Source organism: Xanthobacter versatilis, from assembly GCF_043193975.1.
Classification (GTDB): Bacteria; Pseudomonadota; Alphaproteobacteria; order Rhizobiales; family Xanthobacteraceae; genus Xanthobacter; species Xanthobacter autotrophicus_E.
Genome location: NZ_JBAFVB010000002.1, coordinates 597739 through 614075, shown reverse-complemented (window position 1 = coordinate 614075; position 16337 = coordinate 597739). Strand labels below are relative to the sequence as shown.

At 65.9% G+C, this 16337-nt stretch carries 15 protein-coding genes; all 15 read left to right on the top strand.

The window, feature by feature from the left end; genetic code table 11:
- Positions 1–648 precede the first annotated feature (648 nt).
- The 15 genes from V5F66_RS06475 (at position 649) to V5F66_RS06405 (ending at position 16172) form a co-directional block, all read left to right on the top strand.
- Positions 649–1014, top strand: a complete 366-nt coding sequence (locus tag V5F66_RS06475) for an NADH-quinone oxidoreductase subunit A (RefSeq protein ID WP_012116603.1) — start codon at positions 649–651, stop codon at positions 1012–1014.
- Positions 1005–1589 carry a NuoB/complex I 20 kDa subunit family protein gene (locus V5F66_RS06470; RefSeq protein WP_012116602.1) on the top strand — a complete coding sequence of 195 codons (585 nt, stop codon included), beginning with the start codon at positions 1005–1007 and terminating at the stop codon, positions 1587–1589. Before V5F66_RS06475 ends, V5F66_RS06470 begins: the two co-directional genes overlap by 10 nt.
- 15 nt (positions 1590–1604) lie before the next feature.
- On the top strand, positions 1605–2234 hold the full coding sequence (locus tag V5F66_RS06465; protein ID WP_012116601.1) for an NADH-quinone oxidoreductase subunit C: 630 nt from the start codon (positions 1605–1607) through the stop codon (positions 2232–2234).
- A 32-nt stretch (positions 2235–2266) separates the two neighbouring features.
- Entirely contained in the window at positions 2267–3454 is a 1188-nt protein-coding gene (locus tag V5F66_RS06460) for an NADH-quinone oxidoreductase subunit D (RefSeq protein ID WP_394093567.1), read from the top strand.
- Between the two features lie 119 nt (positions 3455–3573).
- The gene (gene nuoE, locus V5F66_RS06455) at positions 3574–4263 is read left to right on the top strand and encodes an NADH-quinone oxidoreductase subunit NuoE (RefSeq protein WP_394000580.1); all 690 of its coding nucleotides are present in this window, start codon (positions 3574–3576) and stop codon (positions 4261–4263) included.
- A gap of 5 nt (positions 4264–4268) precedes the next feature.
- A complete protein-coding gene (gene nuoF / locus V5F66_RS06450) occupies positions 4269–5570 on the top strand; it encodes an NADH-quinone oxidoreductase subunit NuoF (protein ID WP_012116598.1) in 1302 nt (433 codons plus the stop codon).
- A 118-nt stretch (positions 5571–5688) separates the two neighbouring features.
- A complete protein-coding gene (gene nuoG / locus V5F66_RS06445; protein WP_394093494.1) occupies positions 5689–7767 on the top strand; it encodes an NADH-quinone oxidoreductase subunit NuoG in 2079 nt (692 codons plus the stop codon).
- A gap of 55 nt (positions 7768–7822) precedes the next feature.
- A complete protein-coding gene (gene nuoH / locus V5F66_RS06440; protein WP_012116596.1) occupies positions 7823–8842 on the top strand; it encodes an NADH-quinone oxidoreductase subunit NuoH in 1020 nt (339 codons plus the stop codon).
- A gap of 43 nt (positions 8843–8885) precedes the next feature.
- Complete coding sequence (gene nuoI / locus V5F66_RS06435; RefSeq protein ID WP_012116595.1) at positions 8886–9374, top strand: NADH-quinone oxidoreductase subunit NuoI; 489 nt, start codon at positions 8886–8888, stop codon at positions 9372–9374.
- A 203-nt stretch (positions 9375–9577) separates the two neighbouring features.
- Entirely contained in the window at positions 9578–10192 is a 615-nt protein-coding gene (locus tag V5F66_RS06430) for an NADH-quinone oxidoreductase subunit J (RefSeq protein ID WP_012116594.1), read from the top strand.
- Between the two features lie 10 nt (positions 10193–10202).
- Positions 10203–10511, top strand: coding sequence for an NADH-quinone oxidoreductase subunit NuoK (gene nuoK, locus V5F66_RS06425; RefSeq protein WP_024278575.1), 309 nt, complete (start codon positions 10203–10205; stop codon positions 10509–10511).
- A gap of 4 nt (positions 10512–10515) precedes the next feature.
- Entirely contained in the window at positions 10516–12441 is a 1926-nt protein-coding gene (nuoL, locus tag V5F66_RS06420; protein WP_012116592.1) for an NADH-quinone oxidoreductase subunit L, read from the top strand.
- 2 nt (positions 12442–12443) lie between these two features.
- A complete protein-coding gene (locus V5F66_RS06415) occupies positions 12444–13955 on the top strand; it encodes an NADH-quinone oxidoreductase subunit M (protein WP_012116591.1) in 1512 nt (503 codons plus the stop codon).
- A gap of 15 nt (positions 13956–13970) precedes the next feature.
- Positions 13971–15401 (top strand): NADH-quinone oxidoreductase subunit NuoN, encoded by a 1431-nt coding sequence (nuoN, locus tag V5F66_RS06410; RefSeq protein ID WP_012116590.1) that lies wholly within the window; start codon positions 13971–13973, stop codon positions 15399–15401.
- 3 nt (positions 15402–15404) lie between these two features.
- Positions 15405–16172, top strand: coding sequence for a biotin--[acetyl-CoA-carboxylase] ligase (locus V5F66_RS06405; RefSeq protein ID WP_012116589.1), 768 nt, complete (start codon positions 15405–15407; stop codon positions 16170–16172).
- Positions 16173–16337 lie beyond the last annotated feature (165 nt).

Sequence of the window (16337 nt, the reverse complement as noted above, 5' to 3'; positions counted from 1 at the left end):
CGACTCACCTCGCGCCGGCCGGGACTTCGCAGTGCACTATCGTGTGGCCGTTCAACCGCTCGCCAAAAGCGCGCGCCCGGCTGGCCCGGTGCGCGCGCTCAAGGTTTCCCATCACGTATCGATACCGTGATCCCGGACCGCTCCCGGCCCTGCCAATGGTGCTGTTGCGTGGAATGCGGGTTCGGCAGCAGCCGATTCCGAAGCTGCGGGAAGGGGATCGCTTCCGCTCCGTAGCCCGCTCAACCGGCTGCGAACGAAGCATCAGGACATCCACAAGGCATTGTGTCGCATGGTGCCACGCAGGACGCCGGCAAGGCGTGCGGGGCCGGGGCGACTGGTTCCGCGCGCCGTCGCCCGCTGCTGCTGCGAAAGCCCGTGCTCACCCGTTTTGCCGGCTGTTCGAGCTGAGACGAGGCAGGATGCCGTGACCGCGCCCCACGCCCGCGCTCCCTCCGCACCGGCGAGGGACATCACCTTCGCCTAAGCGCGCACTTGCCTCCCATCTGGCGCTGCGATAAGGCTGCGGCGTCGTTTCGAATTCCTCTAGCCGAACGGCGCGGTACCGCTTCAAGCGCATCGCCCGATCGTCGCGATCTGACGATCTGCGCCGCTTCTAGCCCCGATCCAGCGCCCCGAGGTGCGAGCAAAATGAACGCGTTGCTCATGGATTATTTGCCGGTGGTGATCTTCATCGGCGTGTCGCTGGTGATCGGGCTCGCTCTGCTCGTATCGCCTTTTCTCGTGGCCTATCAGAATCCGGATCCGGAGAAACTGTCGGCCTACGAATGCGGCTTCAATGCGTTCGACGATGCGCGCATGACGTTTGACGCGCGCTTCTATCTCGTCGCGATCCTCTTCATCATCTTCGACCTGGAAGTGGCCTTCCTGTTTCCGTGGGCCATCATGTTCGGTGGCCTCGGCGACCTCGGCTTCTGGTCGATGATGACCTTCCTCGGTGTCCTCACCGTTGGCTTCATCTACGAATGGCGCAAGGGAGCTCTGGAATGGGACTGACCCCTTCGGCCACCAAGCCCGAGATCGCACAGGCCCCCCAGGGCATCGTCGATCCCTCCACCGGCCGCCCCGTGGGCGCGGATGATCCCTTCTTTAAGGAGATCAATTCCGAGCTGGCGGACAAGGGCTTCATCCTGACCACCGCCGACGACCTCATCACCTGGGCGCGCACCGGCTCGCTCATGTGGATGACCTTCGGTCTCGCCTGCTGCGCCGTGGAGATGATGCAGGTCTCCATGCCGCGCTACGACGTGGAGCGCTTCGGCTTCGCGCCGCGCGCCTCGCCGCGCCAGTCGGACGTGATGATCGTTGCCGGCACGCTGACCAACAAGATGGCCCCGGCCCTGCGCAAGGTCTACGACCAGATGCCGGAGCCGCGCTACGTCATCTCCATGGGCTCCTGCGCCAATGGCGGCGGCTACTACCACTTCTCCTATGCGGTGGTGCGCGGCTGCGATCGCATCGTGCCGGTGGACATCTACGTGCCGGGCTGCCCGCCCACTGCGGAAGCGCTGCTGTATGGCGTGCTGCTGCTGCAGAAGAAGATCCGCCGCATCGGCACCATCGAGCGCTGAGCCGGGAGCATTTCGATGGACGAGACCCTCAACGACCTCGCGGCGCACGTATCGGCCGCCCTTTCGGGCGCCGTCCTCGGCTCTCTCGTGGCCCATGGCGAGCTGACGCTGCAGATCGATCCGGCGCAGATCGTCAAGGTGGCCACCTTCCTGCGGGATGATCCGGCCTGCCTGTTCCACTGCATCGTGGACGTGTGCGGCGTGGACTATCCGGCCCGCGAGAAGCGGTTTGACGTCGTCTACCACCTGCTGTCGTTGAAGCAGAACGTGCGCATCCGCCTGAAGGTGGAGACCGACGAGGACACCCCGGTTCCCTCCATCTGCTCGGTCTTTCCCGGCGCCAACTGGTTCGAGCGGGAGGCCTATGACATGTATGGCATCCTGTTCACCGGCCACCCGGAGCTGCGCCGCCTGCTCACCGACTACGGCTTCGACGGGCACCCCCTGCGCAAGGACTTCCCGACCACGGGCTTCGTGGAGGTGCGCTACGACGACGAGCAGAAGCGCGTGGTCTACGAGCCGGTGCGCCTGCCGCAGGAATTCCGCAACTTCGACTTCCTCTCCCCGTGGGAGGGCGTGGAATACGTCCTTCCCGGTGACGAGAAGGCCTCGGGCCAGCCGCCCGTTCCCCCCAAGGCCGGCTGAGGGAGCGCCTTATGGTTGACATCGCCGACGAGATGAAGCCGGCCGACAAGGTCCGTAACTTCCAGATCAATTTCGGCCCGCAGCACCCTGCTGCGCATGGCGTGCTGCGCCTCGTGCTGGAACTGGACGGCGAGGTGGTCGAGCGGGTGGACCCGCACATCGGCCTCCTGCACCGCGGCACCGAGAAGCTGATCGAGGCCAAGACCTATCTGCAGGCCGTGCCCTATTTCGACCGACTCGACTATTGCGCGCCCATGAACCAGGAGCACGCCTTCTGCCTCGCGGCAGAGAAGCTGCTGGGCATCGAGGTGCCCAAGCGCGGCCAGCTCATCCGCGTGCTGTATTCCGAGATCGGGCGCCTGCTCTCCCACCTCCTCAACGTCACCACGTTCGCCATGGACGTGGGCGCGCTGACCCCGCCGCTGTGGGGCTTCGAGGAGCGCGAGAAGCTCATGATCTTCTATGAGCGCGCCTCGGGCAGCCGCATGCACGCGGCCTATTTCCGGCCCGGCGGCGTGCACCAGGACCTGCCGCGCGCGCTGGTGGAGGATATTGGCGCCTTCTGCGACCCGTTCCTGAAGCTGCTGGACGATCTCGACGGCCTCGTCACCGAGAACCGCATCTTCAAGCAGCGCACCGTGGACATCGGCGTGGTGTCGCTGGAGGACGCGCTGGCCTGGGGCTTCTCGGGCGTGATGGTGCGCGGCTCCGGTGCCGCCTGGGACCTGCGCCGCGCCCAGCCCTACGAGTGCTATTCCGAGCTGGACTTCGACATCCCCATCGGCAAGCACGGCGACTGCTACGACCGCTACGTGGTGCGCATGGAAGAGATGCGCCAGTCCACCAGGATCATGAAGCAGTGCGTGGAACGCCTGCTGAAGGAGGCCGGCCCGGTCTCCACCACGGACAACAAGATCGTGCCGCCCAAGCGCGGCGAGATGAAGCGCTCCATGGAAGCGCTCATCCACCACTTCAAGCTCTACACCGAGGGCTTCCACGTCCCGGCCGGCGACGTCTACGCCGCGGTAGAGGCGCCCAAGGGCGAGTTCGGCGTCTATCTGGTCTCGGACGGCACCAACAAGCCTTACCGTTGCAAGATCCGCGCTCCGGGCTTCGCCCACCTTCAAGCGATGGATTTCCTGTGTCGCGGTCACATGCTCGCCGACGTGTCGGCGGTGCTGGGCTCGCTCGACATCGTGTTCGGGGAGGTGGACCGCTGATGGCCCGCCTCGCCCTGTCTTTCCGCCGGGTTTCCTGCCACTTGGTTTCCTGTCGCCGCGTTTCTTGCCGCCCGATGCCGGCGCACGCTTCGTGCGCCGCACGTTCCGGGATCTGAGCCATGTCCGTCCGCCGCCTCGCAGCAGAGCAGCCCGAGAGCTTCGACTTCACGCCGGAGCTTGAGGCCATCGCCCAGAAGCTGATCGCGAAATATCCCGAGGGCCGCCAGGCCAGCGCAGTGGTGCCGCTGCTCTGGGAAACCCAGAAGGCCGCCGGCGGCTGGCTGCCCGAGCCGGCCATACGCGCCGTGGCGGAGCGCCTCGGCATGGCGAACATCCGCGTGCTGGAGATCGCCACCTTCTACACCATGTTCAACCTGGAACCGGTGGGGAAGTATTTCGTGCAGCTGTGCGGGACGACCCCCTGCATGCTGCGCGGCGCCGAAGCCATCAAGCATGTGTGCGAGAAGAAGATCGGCCACGAGCGGCACGTTTCCGCCGATGGCACCTTCTCCTGGCTTGAGGTGGAGTGCCTGGGTGCCTGTACCAACGCCCCGATGGTCCAGATCAACGACGATTACTACGAAGACCTGACGCCCGAGAATTTCGAGAAGCTGCTCGATGATCTCGCTGCCGGCCGTCCGGTGAAGGTCGGCCCGCAGAACTCGCGCCGTGGCTCCGAGCCCGAGGGCGGCGCACGGGTGCTGACCGATCCGGCGCTATATGCGCACGCCGTCGCGCCCGAGGCGCCTGCGGCTCCCGCGGCCGAGGCCCCCACATCCGGCGCCTTCGCGCCGACCTCCGGGGAGTGACCGCCATGCTCGCCGACAAGGACCGCATCTTCACCAATATCTACGGCCTTCAGGATTTCGGCCTGAAGGGCGCGCGCGCCCGTGGCAACTGGGACGGCACCAAGGCCATCCTGGAGAAGGGCCGCGACTGGATCATCAACGAGATGAAGACCTCCGGCCTGCGTGGTCGCGGCGGGGCCGGCTTCTCCACCGGCATGAAGTGGTCCTTCATGCCCAAGCAGTCCGACGGGCGCCCCCACTATCTGGTGGTGAACGCCGACGAATCCGAGCCCGGCACCTGCAAGGACCGGGAGATCATGCGCAACGATCCGCATACGCTGATCGAGGGCTGCCTGATCGCCTCCTTCGCCATGGGCGCGCATGCCGCCTACATCTATGTGCGCGGGGAATACATCTTCGAGCGCAAGCGACTGCAGGCGGCCATCGACGAGGCCTATGACGCCGGCCTCATCGGCAAGAGCAACATCCACGACTACCCCTTCGACCTCTACGTGCACCACGGCGCCGGCGCCTATATCTGCGGCGAAGAGACCGCACTGCTGGAGAGCCTCGAGGGCAAGAAGGGCATGCCACGCCTGAAGCCCCCGTTCCCCGCGAACATGGGCCTGTACGGCTGCCCGACCACGGTGAACAACGTGGAGAGCATCGCGGTCGCCCCCACCATCCTGCGGCGCGGGGCGGCGTGGTTCTCCTCCATCGGCCGGCCGAACAACGTGGGCACCAAGCTGTTCAGCCTGGCCGGTCACGTGAACACGCCCTGCGTGGTGGAAGAAGCCATGAGCATCCCGTTCCGGGAGCTGGTCGACAAGCATGGCGGCGGCGTGCGCGGCGGCTGGGACAACCTGCTCGGCATCATCCCCGGCGGCGCGTCCTGCCCGGTGATCCCGGCGGAACAGTGCGCCGACCTGATCATGGATTTCGACGGCACCCGCGCGGTGAAGTCGTCCCTCGGCACCGCGGGCGTGCTGGTGATGGACAAGTCCACGGACATCATCAAGGCGATCGCCCGCATCTCCGCCTTCTTCAAGCACGAGAGCTGCGGCCAGTGCACGCCCTGCCGCGAAGGCACCGGCTGGATGTGGCGCGTGGTCAACCGCATGGCCGAGGGCCGCGCCCAGAAGCGCGAGATCGACATGCTGCTGGAAGTGACGACCCAGATCGAGGGCCACACCATCTGCGCGCTCGGCGATGCCGCCGCGTGGCCGGTCCAGGGCCTCATCCGCCACTATCGTCACGTGATCGAAGAGCGGATCGACCAATATGCCGCCAACCCTCATCCGGACCCGGTTCCGGTGGCGGCGGAGTGAGAACGTCCCGCGAGGCGCGCGCGTCGCGACAGGCGGGAAGGGGACTGACACGGGAGGCTGGGCGCGCTGCGCTGGGTTTCCCGCCGCGCATGGCGCGGCACAAGGCGAGGTGGAAGTGATGGCGAAGATCGTCGTCGACGGCACAGAAGTCGATGTCCCGGCCGAATACACGCTGCTCCAGGCGTGCGAGGCGGCGGGCGTCGAGATTCCGCGCTTCTGCTTCCATGAGCGGCTGTCCATTGCCGGCAATTGCCGCATGTGCCTGGTGGAAGTGAAGGGCGGCCCGCCCAAGCCCACCGCGTCCTGCGCCATGGCGGTGAAGGACCTGCGCCCCGGCCCCAACGGCGAGCCGCCCGTGGTGCTCACCAAGAGCCCCATGGTCAAGAAGGCGCGCGAAGGGGTGATGGAGTTCCTGCTCATCAACCACCCGCTGGATTGCCCGATCTGCGACCAGGGCGGCGAGTGCGACCTGCAGGACCAGGCCATGGCCTATGGCGCGGACACCTCGCGCTTCGCCGAGAACAAGCGCGCGGTCGAAGACAAGTACATCGGCCCCCTGGTGCGGACCTCCATGAACCGGTGCATCCAGTGCACCCGCTGCGTGCGCTTCTCTACCGAAGTCGCCGGCGTGCCCGACCTCGGTGCCATCGGCCGCGGCGAGGACATGGAGATCACCACCTATCTCGAGCACGCCATGCGCTCAGAGATGCAGGGCAACGTGGCGGACCTGTGCCCGGTGGGCGCGCTCACCCACAAGCCCTACCAGTTCCATGCCCGGCCGTGGGAGCTGATCAAGACCGAGTCCATCGACGTGATGGATGCGGTGGGCTCCAACATCCGCATCGACACCCGCGGCCGCGAGGTCATGCGCATCCTGCCGCGCAACAACGACGTCGTGAACGAGGAGTGGATCTCAGACAAGTCCCGCTATGTGTGGGACGGCCTGAAGGTCCAGCGCCTCGACCGGCCTTATGTGCGCAAGGACGGCCGGTTGGTCGCCGCATCCTGGAGCGAGGCGTTCGCCGCCATCGCCGCCAAGGTGAAGGCTACGCCCGCGGCGAAGATCGGCGCCATCATCGGCGACCTCGCCAGCGTGGAAGAGGTCTTCGCCCTCAAGACGCTGATCGGCAAGCTGGGTTCGGCCAACATCGACTGTCGCCAGGATGGCGCGGCGCTCGATCCTGCGCTGGGCCGAGCGACCTATGTGTTCAACCCCACCATCGCCGGCATCGACGAGGCGGACGCCATCCTGCTGGTGGGCACGGATCCGCGCCACGAGGCCTCGGTCCTCAATGCGCGCCTGCGCAAGCGCTGGCGGCAGGGCGGGCTGAAGGTGGGCCTCATCGGCGCCAAGGTGGATCTCACCTACCCCTATGAATATCTCGGTGCTGGCCCGGACAGCCTGTCCGATCTCGCCGGCACCGGCGCCTTTGGCGAGGTGCTGCGCAAGGCTGAGCGTCCGCTCATCATCGTCGGGCAGGGTGCTCTCGCGCGGTCGGACGGCGCAGCCGTGCTGGCGCTGGCGGCCCGAGTGGCGGTTGCCTGCGGTGCGGTGAAGGACGGCTGGAACGGCTTCGCGGTGCTCCACACTGCCGCGGCCCGCGTCGGTGCTCTTGACGTGGGCGCGGTGCCCGGCGCCGGTGGGCTCGATGTTGCGGCCATGACCGCTCCGGGCGGGCTCGACGTTGCCTTCCTCCTGGGCGCCGACGAGGTGGCTGTCGCCCCCGGCGCCTTCGTGGTCTATCTCGGCACCCATGGCGACACCGGGGCGCACCGGGCGGACGTGATCCTTCCCGGCGCGGCCTATCCGGAAAAGTCCGGCCTCTATGTGAACACGGAAGGCCGGGTGCAGTTCGCCAACCGCGCCGCCTTCCCGCCCGGCGAGGCCCGCGAGGACTGGGCCATCCTGCGCGCCCTGTCGGACGTGCTCGGCCAGACCCTGCCGTTCGACAACGTGTTGGCGTTGCGTGCCCAGCTGGTCGCGGCCTATCCCCACCTCGGCCACATCGACGAGGTGGCGGCGGCCGATCCGGCGGCGGTGGCCACCCTTGCGCAGGCGGGCGGCACCGTGGACAAGGCGGCGTTCGCGCTGCCCATCGATGATTTCTTCCTCACCAACCCCATCGCCCGCGCCTCCGCGGTAATGGCCGAATGCTCTGCCCTGCGCCTTGCGGCGACGGCGCAGGCGGCGGAGTGACGGGGATGGCGGCACAGGTGAACGGGACAGCTGCAAGCGGCACGGGATCGAGGACATGAACTGGCAGGATACCCTTATCCAGGTGCTGATCATCCTCGGGCAGAGTCTGGCTCTGCTCGTGGCGCTCCTGATTTTCATCGCCTTCATCCTGCTCGCCGATCGCAAGATCTGGGCGGCGGTGCAGCTGCGGCGCGGGCCGAATGTGGTGGGCCCCTTCGGCCTGTTCCAGTCGTTCGCCGACCTTCTGAAGTTCGTGCTGAAGGAACCGACCATCCCGGCCGGCGCCAACAAGGCGATCTTCCTGCTTGCCCCGCTGGTGACCTGCGTTCTGGCGCTTGCTGCCTGGGCGGTTGTGCCGCTGGCGAAGGGCTGGGTGATCGCCGACCTGAACGTGGGCGTGCTCTATATCTTCGCCATCTCGTCGCTGGGCGTGTACGGCATCATCATGGGCGGCTGGGCGTCCAACTCGAAGTATCCCTTCCTGGCGGCGCTGCGCTCCGCCGCGCAGATGGTGTCCTACGAGGTCTCCATCGGCTTCGTGATCATCACGGTGCTGATGTGCGCGGGCTCGCTGAACCTGACGCAGATCGTCGAGGCGCAGAACGGCCGGTTCGGGCTGCTGAACTGGTATTTCCTGCCGCTCCTGCCCATGTTCGTCATCTTCTTCATCTCGGCCCTGGCCGAGACCAACCGCCCGCCCTTCGACCTCGTGGAAGCGGAGTCGGAGCTGGTGGCCGGCTTCATGACCGAGTACGGCTCGACGCCCTACCTGCTGTTCATGCTCGGCGAGTACGTGGCCATCATGACCATGTGCGCCATGGCGACCATCCTGTTCCTCGGCGGCTGGCTCTCGCCGCTGCCGTTCCCGCCCTTCACCTGGGTGCCGGGCCTGGTGTGGTTCGTCATCAAGCTGTGCTTCATGTTTTTCCTCTTCGCCATGGCGAAGGCCATGGTGCCGCGCTATCGCTACGACCAGCTCATGCGACTCGGCTGGAAGGTGTTCCTGCCGATCTCCCTGGTTGCCGTGGTGGTGGTAGCGAGCGTCCTGCACTTCACCGGGATGGCGCCGCGATGACCGCGCCCGTCCTTCTTCCGCACTGCCCTTCGGGAGAGCGTTCATGAAGCTCGATCAGGCCGCGCGCGGTCTCTTCCTGACGGAGCTCGTCTCCGGCTTCTTCCTCGCCATGCGCTATTTCTTCAAGCCCAAGGCGACGCTGAACTATCCCTTCGAGAAGGGGCCGCTCTCCCCGCGCTTTCGCGGCGAGCATGCGTTGCGCCGCTATCCCAACGGGGAAGAGCGCTGCATCGCCTGCAAGCTGTGCGAGGCCATCTGCCCGGCGCAGGCCATCACCATCGAGGCCGGTCCGCGCCGCAATGACGGCACGCGCCGCACCACCCGGTACGACATCGACATGGTGAAGTGCATCTATTGCGGCTTCTGCCAGGAGGCTTGCCCGGTGGATGCCATCGTCGAGGGGCCGAACTTCGAATTCGCCGCCGAGACCCGCGAAGAGCTTTATTACGACAAGGAAAAGCTGCTCGCGAACGGTGACCGGTGGGAGCGCGAGATCGCGCGGTCCATCGCCATGGATGCGCCGTATCGCTGAGCGCGCTTCCGGCCGGTGGCCGGAAGGTCGGGATTGATGTTGCCGGCTTTCGGCCGGCAGTGGGGGACAGCCGAGCGTCACGCGTCCTGCGCGACGACACGACAGTGGACTTTTGGGATGCGTCAAGGCAATCGACAGGCCGGCCGCCATAAGGGGCCGGACATGACCGGCGCGGGCGCGCCGCGGGGAGGGGGGCTTCGCGCATGAACGTCGCGGCAGCGTTTTTCTATCTCTTCGCCTTCGTGCTGGTGGCGTCCGCCTTCATGGTGATCTCCTCCCGCAACCCGGTGCAGTCCGTCCTGTTCCTCATCCTCGCCTTCGTGAACGCGGCGGGGCTCTTCATCCTGATCGGTGCGGAGTTCCTCGCGCTGATCCTGGTGGTGGTCTATGTGGGCGCGGTGGCGGTGCTCTTCCTCTTCGTCGTGATGATGCTCGACGTGGACTTCGTGGAACTGCGCCAGGGCTTCCTGCAATACCTGCCGGTGGGCCTCGTGATCGGGCTCATCTTCCTCGCCGAGCTGGTGCTTGTCGCCGGGGCTTGGGTGATGGGGCCGGGCGTCGCTTCGGCGGTGAAGTCGGCGCCGCCGTCCGCGGGCGACGTGGGCAACGTCCAGGCCATCGGGCAGGTGCTCTACACGGACTACATCTACTTCTTCCAGGCGGCGGGCTTCGTGCTTCTCGTCGCCATGATCGGCGCCATCGTGCTCACCCTGCGCCACAAGGTGAACGTGAAGCGCCAGAATATCTCGGCGCAGGTCGCGCGCACCGCCAAGACCGCCATGGACGTGGTCAAGGTGCGCCCCGGCCAGGGCCTTTGAGGGGATGGGCATGGACATCGGTCTCTCCCACTATCTCACCGTCGCGGCGATCCTGTTCACGCTGGGAACGCTCGGCATCTTCCTCAACCGGAAGAATGTGATCGTCATCCTCATGTCGGTGGAGCTGATCCTGCTCGCCGTGAACATCAACCTGGTGTCGTTCTCGGCCTTCCTCGGGAACCTGACCGGCCAGGTGTTCGCGCTGCTTGTCCTCACCGTCGCGGCGGCCGAGGCGGCCATCGGCCTCGCCATCCTCGTGGTGTTCTACCGCAACCGCGGTTCGATCGCCGTCGAGGACATCAACGCCATGAAGGGCTGAGGCCATGTATCAGGCGATCGTCTTCTTCCCCCTTCTCGGCTTCCTCATTGCCGGCCTGTTCGGCCGCACCATGGGCGCGCGGGCGAGCGAGGTGGTGACCACCTCGCTGCTCTTCATCGCCTGCTTCCTGGCCTGGATTGCGTTCTTCAGCGTCGGCTTCGGCGACCACGACACGCGCGTCCAGGTGATGCAGTGGATCCATGTGGGCGACCTCAAGGTCGACTGGGCGTTCCGGGTCGACACCATGACCGTGATCATGCTGATCGTGGTCACCACGGTGTCGTCTCTCGTGCACCTGTATTCCATCGGCTACATGCACGAGGACCCGAGCCGGCCGCGCTTCTTCGCCTATCTGTCGCTGTTCACCTTCGCCATGCTGATGCTGGTGACGGCGGACAACCTGCTCCAGCTGTTCTTCGGCTGGGAGGGCGTGGGCCTTGCCTCCTACCTGCTCATCGGCTTCTGGTACGAGAAGCCCTCCGCCAATGCGGCGGCCATGAAGGCCTTCGTGGTCAACCGCGTGGGTGACTTCGGCTTCATGCTGGGCATCTTCGCCATCTTCGTGATGACCGGTTCCATCGCCTTCGAGCAGGTGTTCGCGGCGGCGCCTTCGTTGGCGGGCAAGACCATTCCCTTCCTCGGCCACCATTGGGATGCGCCCACGGTCATCGCCCTGCTGCTGTTCGTCGGCGCCATGGGCAAGTCGGCGCAGTTCCTGCTGCACACCTGGCTGCCGGACGCCATGGAGGGCCCGACCCCGGTGTCCGCCCTCATCCACGCCGCCACCATGGTGACCGCCGGCGTGTTCATGGTGGCGCGCATGTCGCCCATCTTCGAGCTGTCGCAGACCGCGCTCAACGTGGTGATGCTGATCGGCGCCACCACGGCCATGTTCGCGGCCACCGTGGCCCTGGTGCAGAACGACATCAAGAAGGTGATCGCCTATTCCACCTGTTCCCAACTCGGCTACATGTTCGTGGCCATGGGAGCCGGGGCCTATTCCATCGGCGTGTTCCACCTGGTGACGCACGCCTGCTTCAAGGCGCTTCTGTTCCTCTGCGCCGGCTCGGTCATCAACGCGATGCACCATGAGCAGGACATGCGGCACATGGGCGGGCTCGCCAAGAAGATCCCCTTCACCTACGTCATGATGCTGATCGGGACCCTGGCCATCACTGGCTTCCCCTTTCTTGCGGGCTACTACTCCAAGGACGCCATCATCGAGTCCGCGTGGGCCTCGCACAATTATTTCGCCCTCTACGGCTGGGTGATGACCGTGGCGGCGGCGGCGCTGACCTCCTTCTATTCGTGGCGGCTGATCTTCCTCACCTTCCACGGCCACCCGCACGATCACCACCACTACGAGGCGGCACATGAATCGCCGCGGGTGATGACCATTCCGCTCGGCGTGCTGGCGGTGGGATCGGTGATCGCGGGCTTCGCGCTCTACAACGTGTTCGTGGGCGAGGGCGTGCACGACTTCTTCCGCCACTCCATCTTCATGGGTGCGGAAAACCACATCCTTCACGAGATCCATGACATCCCGCTGTGGGCGAAGTACCTACCGACGCTGATGATGGTGCTCGGCTTCTTGGTCGCCTACTGGTTCTACGTGGTCGATCGCACGGTCCCGGTGGCGCTGGCCAAGTCGCAGGACGCGCTCTACCAGTTCCTGCTGAACAAGTGGTACTTCGACGAGCTCTACGACCGCATCTTCGTGAAGCCGGCCCTGTGGATCGGCCGGCTGCTGTGGAAGCGCGGCGACGGCACCATCATCGACGGCTTCGGCCCCAACGGCGTGTCGGCGCGGGTGCTCGACGTGACGCGCGGGGTGGTGCGGCTCCAGACCGGCTACCTCTACCACTACGCCTTCGTGATGCTCATCGGCGTCGCGGCTTTCATCACCTGGTTCATGTTCGCCGGAGTGTGACGATGACCGACTGGCCCATCCTCTCCGTCGTAACCTTCCTGCCGCTGGTCGGCGCGCTCTTCATCCTGGTGGTGCGGGGCGATGATGAGGTGACCGCACGCAACGCCCGCTGGGTGGCGCTGTGGACCACCCTCGTCACCTTCGTGGTGTCGCTGCTGCTGCTGCCGGGCTTCGACTCCGCGGCGTCCGGCTTCCAGTTCGTGGAAAAGAAGGCGTGGCTCGGCGAGCTCGCCGCCTACCACATGGGCGTGGACGGCATCTCGCTTCCCTTCGTCATCCTCACCACGTTCCTCATGCCCTTCTGCATCCTCGCCTCCTGGGAGAGCGTGCATAAGCGCGTGAAGGAATACATGATCGCGTTCCTGGTGCTCGAAACGCTGATGATCGGCACCTTCTGCGCGCTGGACCTCGTCCTCTTCTATTTCTTCTTCGAGGGCGGCCTCATCCCGATGTTCCTCATCATCGGCATCTGGGGCGGTCAGCGGCGCATCTACGCGGCCTTCAAGTTCTTCCTCTACACGCTGGCCGGTTCCGTGCTGATGATGCTCGCCATCATGGCCATGTACTGGCAGTCCGGCACCACCGACGTGCCGACGCTGCTGACCCACGGTTTCCCGTCCGGCATGCAGACTTGGCTGTGGCTGGCCTTCTTCGCCTCCTTCGCGGTGAAGATGCCCATGTGGCCGGTGCACACCTGGCTGCCCGACGCCCATGTGGAGGCGCCCACCGCCGGTTCGGTCATTCTGGCGGGCGTGCTGCTGAAGATGGGCGGATACGGCTTCCTGCGTTACTCGTTGCCCATGTTCCCGGAAGCGAGCCACTATTTCGCGCCGCTGGTGTTCACCCTCTCGGTGGTGGCCATCATCTACACGTCGCTGGTGGCCCTCGTTCAGGAGGACATCAAGAAGCTGATCGCCTACTCGTCCATTGCCCACATGGGCTTCGTGACCATGGGCATCTTCGCCATGAACGAGCAGGGCCTGCAGGGGGCCATGTTCCTCATGATCTCCCACGGCTTCGTCTCCGGCGCGCTGTTCCTGTGCGTGGGCGTCATCTATGACCGGCTGCACACCCGCGAGATCGCGGCCTATGGCGGCCTCGTGCATCGCATGCCGCTCTACGCCACGGTGCTGATGATCTTCACCATGGCAAACGTGGGCCTGCCGGGCACCTCGGGCTTCATCGGCGAGTTCCTGACCATGCTTGCCGCCTTCGAGCGCAACACCTGGATCGCCTTCTTCGCGGCGACCGGCGTGATCCTCTCGGCGGGCTATGCCCTGTGGCTCTATTTGCGCGTGATCTTCGGGCCGCTCGAGAAGGAGAAGCTGAAGACCATGATGGACCTCTCCCCCCGGGAGATCGTGATCATGGTGCCTCTGGTGATCCTCACCATTCTCTTCGGCGTGTGGCCCGCGCCTATCCTCAACATGACATCCCATGCGGTGAACGCGGTCGTCGCGCGTACCGATTCTGTGGCGGGTGCGGTGAAGACCGCCCTGCTGCTGAGCTTCTGATCCGAGGTCGCCTCAATGACGCAGCTCCTGCCTCCCATCGGCGCGGTCCTGCCCGAACTGGTGCTCGCCGTCTCGGCGATCGTGCTGATCCTGATCGGTGCGTTCCGCGGAGAGGGGTCGGCGAATCTCGTCACCGGCCTCGCCATCGCCGTGCTCGCGGCGGTGGGTGTGCTGGTGCTGCTCCAGCCGGCGGCGGAAGTCACCGCCTTCAACGGCTCCCTCGTGGTGGACGCCTACAGCCGCTTCATGAAGCTCCTCGCCGTGCTCGGCGCGGTGGTCTCGCTGATCATGGCGGTGGACTGGCAGGCGCGGGAGAAGCAGGCGAAGTTCGAGTACGCCGTGCTCATCGTCATCGCCACGCTTGGCATGTGCATGCTGGTGTCGGCGGGTGACCTGATCGCGCTCTATCTCGGCCTCGAGCTGATGAGCCTGTCGCTCTATGTGGTGGCCTCCATCAACCGCGACTCCGTCCGCTCGACCGAGGCTGGCCTGAAGTATTTCGTTCTCGGTGCCTTGTCTTCGGGCATGCTGCTCTACGGCGCTTCGTTCATCTACGGCTTCACCGGCTCGGTGAACTTCCTGCAGATCGCCGCCGTGGCCAAGGAGCCCAGCCCGGGCCTCATCTTCGGCATCGTGTTCCTGCTGGCGGGCCTGTGCTTCAAGGTGTCGGCGGTGCCGTTCCACATGTGGACGCCGGACGTCTACGAGGGTGCGCCGACCCCGGTCACGGCCTTCTTCGCCTCCGCGCCGAAGGTGGCGGCCATGGCCATCTTCGTGCGCGTCGTCATCGAGGCGTTCCCGCACGTGACCCACCAGTGGCAGCAGATCGTCGCCTTCGTCTCGCTCGCCTCCATGGTGCTCGGCGCCTTCGCCGCCATCGGCCAGCGCAATATCAAGCGCCTGCTGGCCTATTCCTCCATCGGCCACATGGGCTTCGCGCTGGTGGGTCTTGCGGCCGGCACGGCGGAAGGCGTACGCGGCGTGCTGCTGTACATGACCATCTATGTGGTGATGACGCTCGGCACCTTCGCCTGCGTGCTGACCATGCGCCGCAAGGGTCAGGCCGTGGAAACCATCGAGGACCTGTCCGGCCTCGCCCGCCGCAATCCGCTGATGGCGCTGGCGCTGGGCGCGCTCATGTTCTCCCTCGCCGGCATTCCGCCGCTGGCCGGCTTCCTTGCCAAATACTATGTGTTCGTGGCGGCGATCCAGGCCGGGCTTTACGCCCTCGCGGTGGTGGGCGTGCTTGCCTCGGTGGTAGGCGCGTTCTATTACCTGCGTGTGGTCAAGATCATGTATTTCGACGAGCCGGTCGAGGCCTTCGATCCCATGCCGACCGAACTGAAGGCGGTGCTGGCGGTGAGTGGGCTTTTCACCATCTTCTATTTCGTCTATCCGGCTCCTCTTATCGAGGCGGCGGGTGTCGCGGCCCGTTCGCTCTTCTGATCGATGGCTCATTACGAATTCCAGGGTTCCACGGTTCCCATCGTCCGCTTCACCCAGATCGGCTCCACCAACGCCGAGGGGATGGCGCGCCTTGGCCGGAGTGAGACGTTTCCGGTCTGGCTGGTGGCGGACATCCAGACCGCCGGCCGCGGCCGGCGGGGCCGTCCCTGGACCTCCGAGCTCGGTAATCTGTTCGCCAGCCTCGTGCTGCCCAATCCGGCGCCGGTGGCGAACCTGGCGCAGCTGTGCTTCGTGGCGGGTCTTGCCCTTCGCGACGCCGTGCTGGCCGCCGCACCGCAGATCCGTCCGGACGCGCTCAGGCTCAAATGGCCCAACGACCTCCTGCTGGACGGCGGCAAGGTGGCCGGCATCCTCGTGGAAGGCGGCGCTGATCCCTCGGGCCGGCCCGCGGCGGTGATCGGCTTCGGCGTCAACTGCCTGCACCATCCCGACGATCTGCCCTACCGTGCCACCAGCCTCGAAGAATCGGGAGCGCCCACGGCACCAGATCGGCTGCTGGAAGCCCTCGACCTCGCCATGGCGGTGCGGCTCAACCAGTGGAATGCGGGCGCGGGTTTTCCCGCCATCCGGTCCGACTGGATGCGCTATGCGCTCGGCATGGGCGACCAGGTGAGCGTCAAGATCGGCGAGCGCGAGGTGGTGGGCCGTTTTGAGAACATCGATACCCGCGGAGCCATGATGCTGCGCCGTAAGGATGGGATCGCGGAGATCATCACGGCGGGTGACGTCTCCCTGGGCAAGTCGGACTGAGAGGCCGGATTGAGCCGCACAGGCGTCGTGCGGCCCCTTGCATTGCGGCCCGCAGCCCGCTTCATTGGGATCGATCCTGATTGCCCGCCCCTAGCCGGATAGGAATACCTCCTCCGGCCTCCTGATTTTCGGCGCGCCCGTCCGCGTGCCCCGGTTTGGCGGGGC

Coding starts and splice junctions, on each gene's coding strand:
- nuoG (WP_394093494.1), top strand. CDS start 5,689: ATGGCGAAGATCGTCGTCGACGGCACAGAAGTCGATGTCCCGGCCGAA.
- nuoK (WP_024278575.1), top strand. CDS start 10,203: ATGGACATCGGTCTCTCCCACTATCTCACCGTCGCGGCGATCCTGTTC.
- V5F66_RS06470 (WP_012116602.1), top strand. CDS start 1,005: ATGGGACTGACCCCTTCGGCCACCAAGCCCGAGATCGCACAGGCCCCC.
- nuoH (WP_012116596.1), top strand. CDS start 7,823: ATGAACTGGCAGGATACCCTTATCCAGGTGCTGATCATCCTCGGGCAG.
- nuoF (WP_012116598.1), top strand. CDS start 4,269: ATGCTCGCCGACAAGGACCGCATCTTCACCAATATCTACGGCCTTCAG.
- nuoL (WP_012116592.1), top strand. CDS start 10,516: ATGTATCAGGCGATCGTCTTCTTCCCCCTTCTCGGCTTCCTCATTGCC.
- nuoE (WP_394000580.1), top strand. CDS start 3,574: ATGTCCGTCCGCCGCCTCGCAGCAGAGCAGCCCGAGAGCTTCGACTTC.
- V5F66_RS06465 (WP_012116601.1), top strand. CDS start 1,605: ATGGACGAGACCCTCAACGACCTCGCGGCGCACGTATCGGCCGCCCTT.
- V5F66_RS06405 (WP_012116589.1), top strand. CDS start 15,405: ATGGCTCATTACGAATTCCAGGGTTCCACGGTTCCCATCGTCCGCTTC.
- V5F66_RS06475 (WP_012116603.1), top strand. CDS start 649: ATGAACGCGTTGCTCATGGATTATTTGCCGGTGGTGATCTTCATCGGC.
- nuoI (WP_012116595.1), top strand. CDS start 8,886: ATGAAGCTCGATCAGGCCGCGCGCGGTCTCTTCCTGACGGAGCTCGTC.
- V5F66_RS06415 (WP_012116591.1), top strand. CDS start 12,444: ATGACCGACTGGCCCATCCTCTCCGTCGTAACCTTCCTGCCGCTGGTC.
- V5F66_RS06430 (WP_012116594.1), top strand. CDS start 9,578: ATGAACGTCGCGGCAGCGTTTTTCTATCTCTTCGCCTTCGTGCTGGTG.
- V5F66_RS06460 (WP_394093567.1), top strand. CDS start 2,267: ATGAAGCCGGCCGACAAGGTCCGTAACTTCCAGATCAATTTCGGCCCG.
- nuoN (WP_012116590.1), top strand. CDS start 13,971: ATGACGCAGCTCCTGCCTCCCATCGGCGCGGTCCTGCCCGAACTGGTG.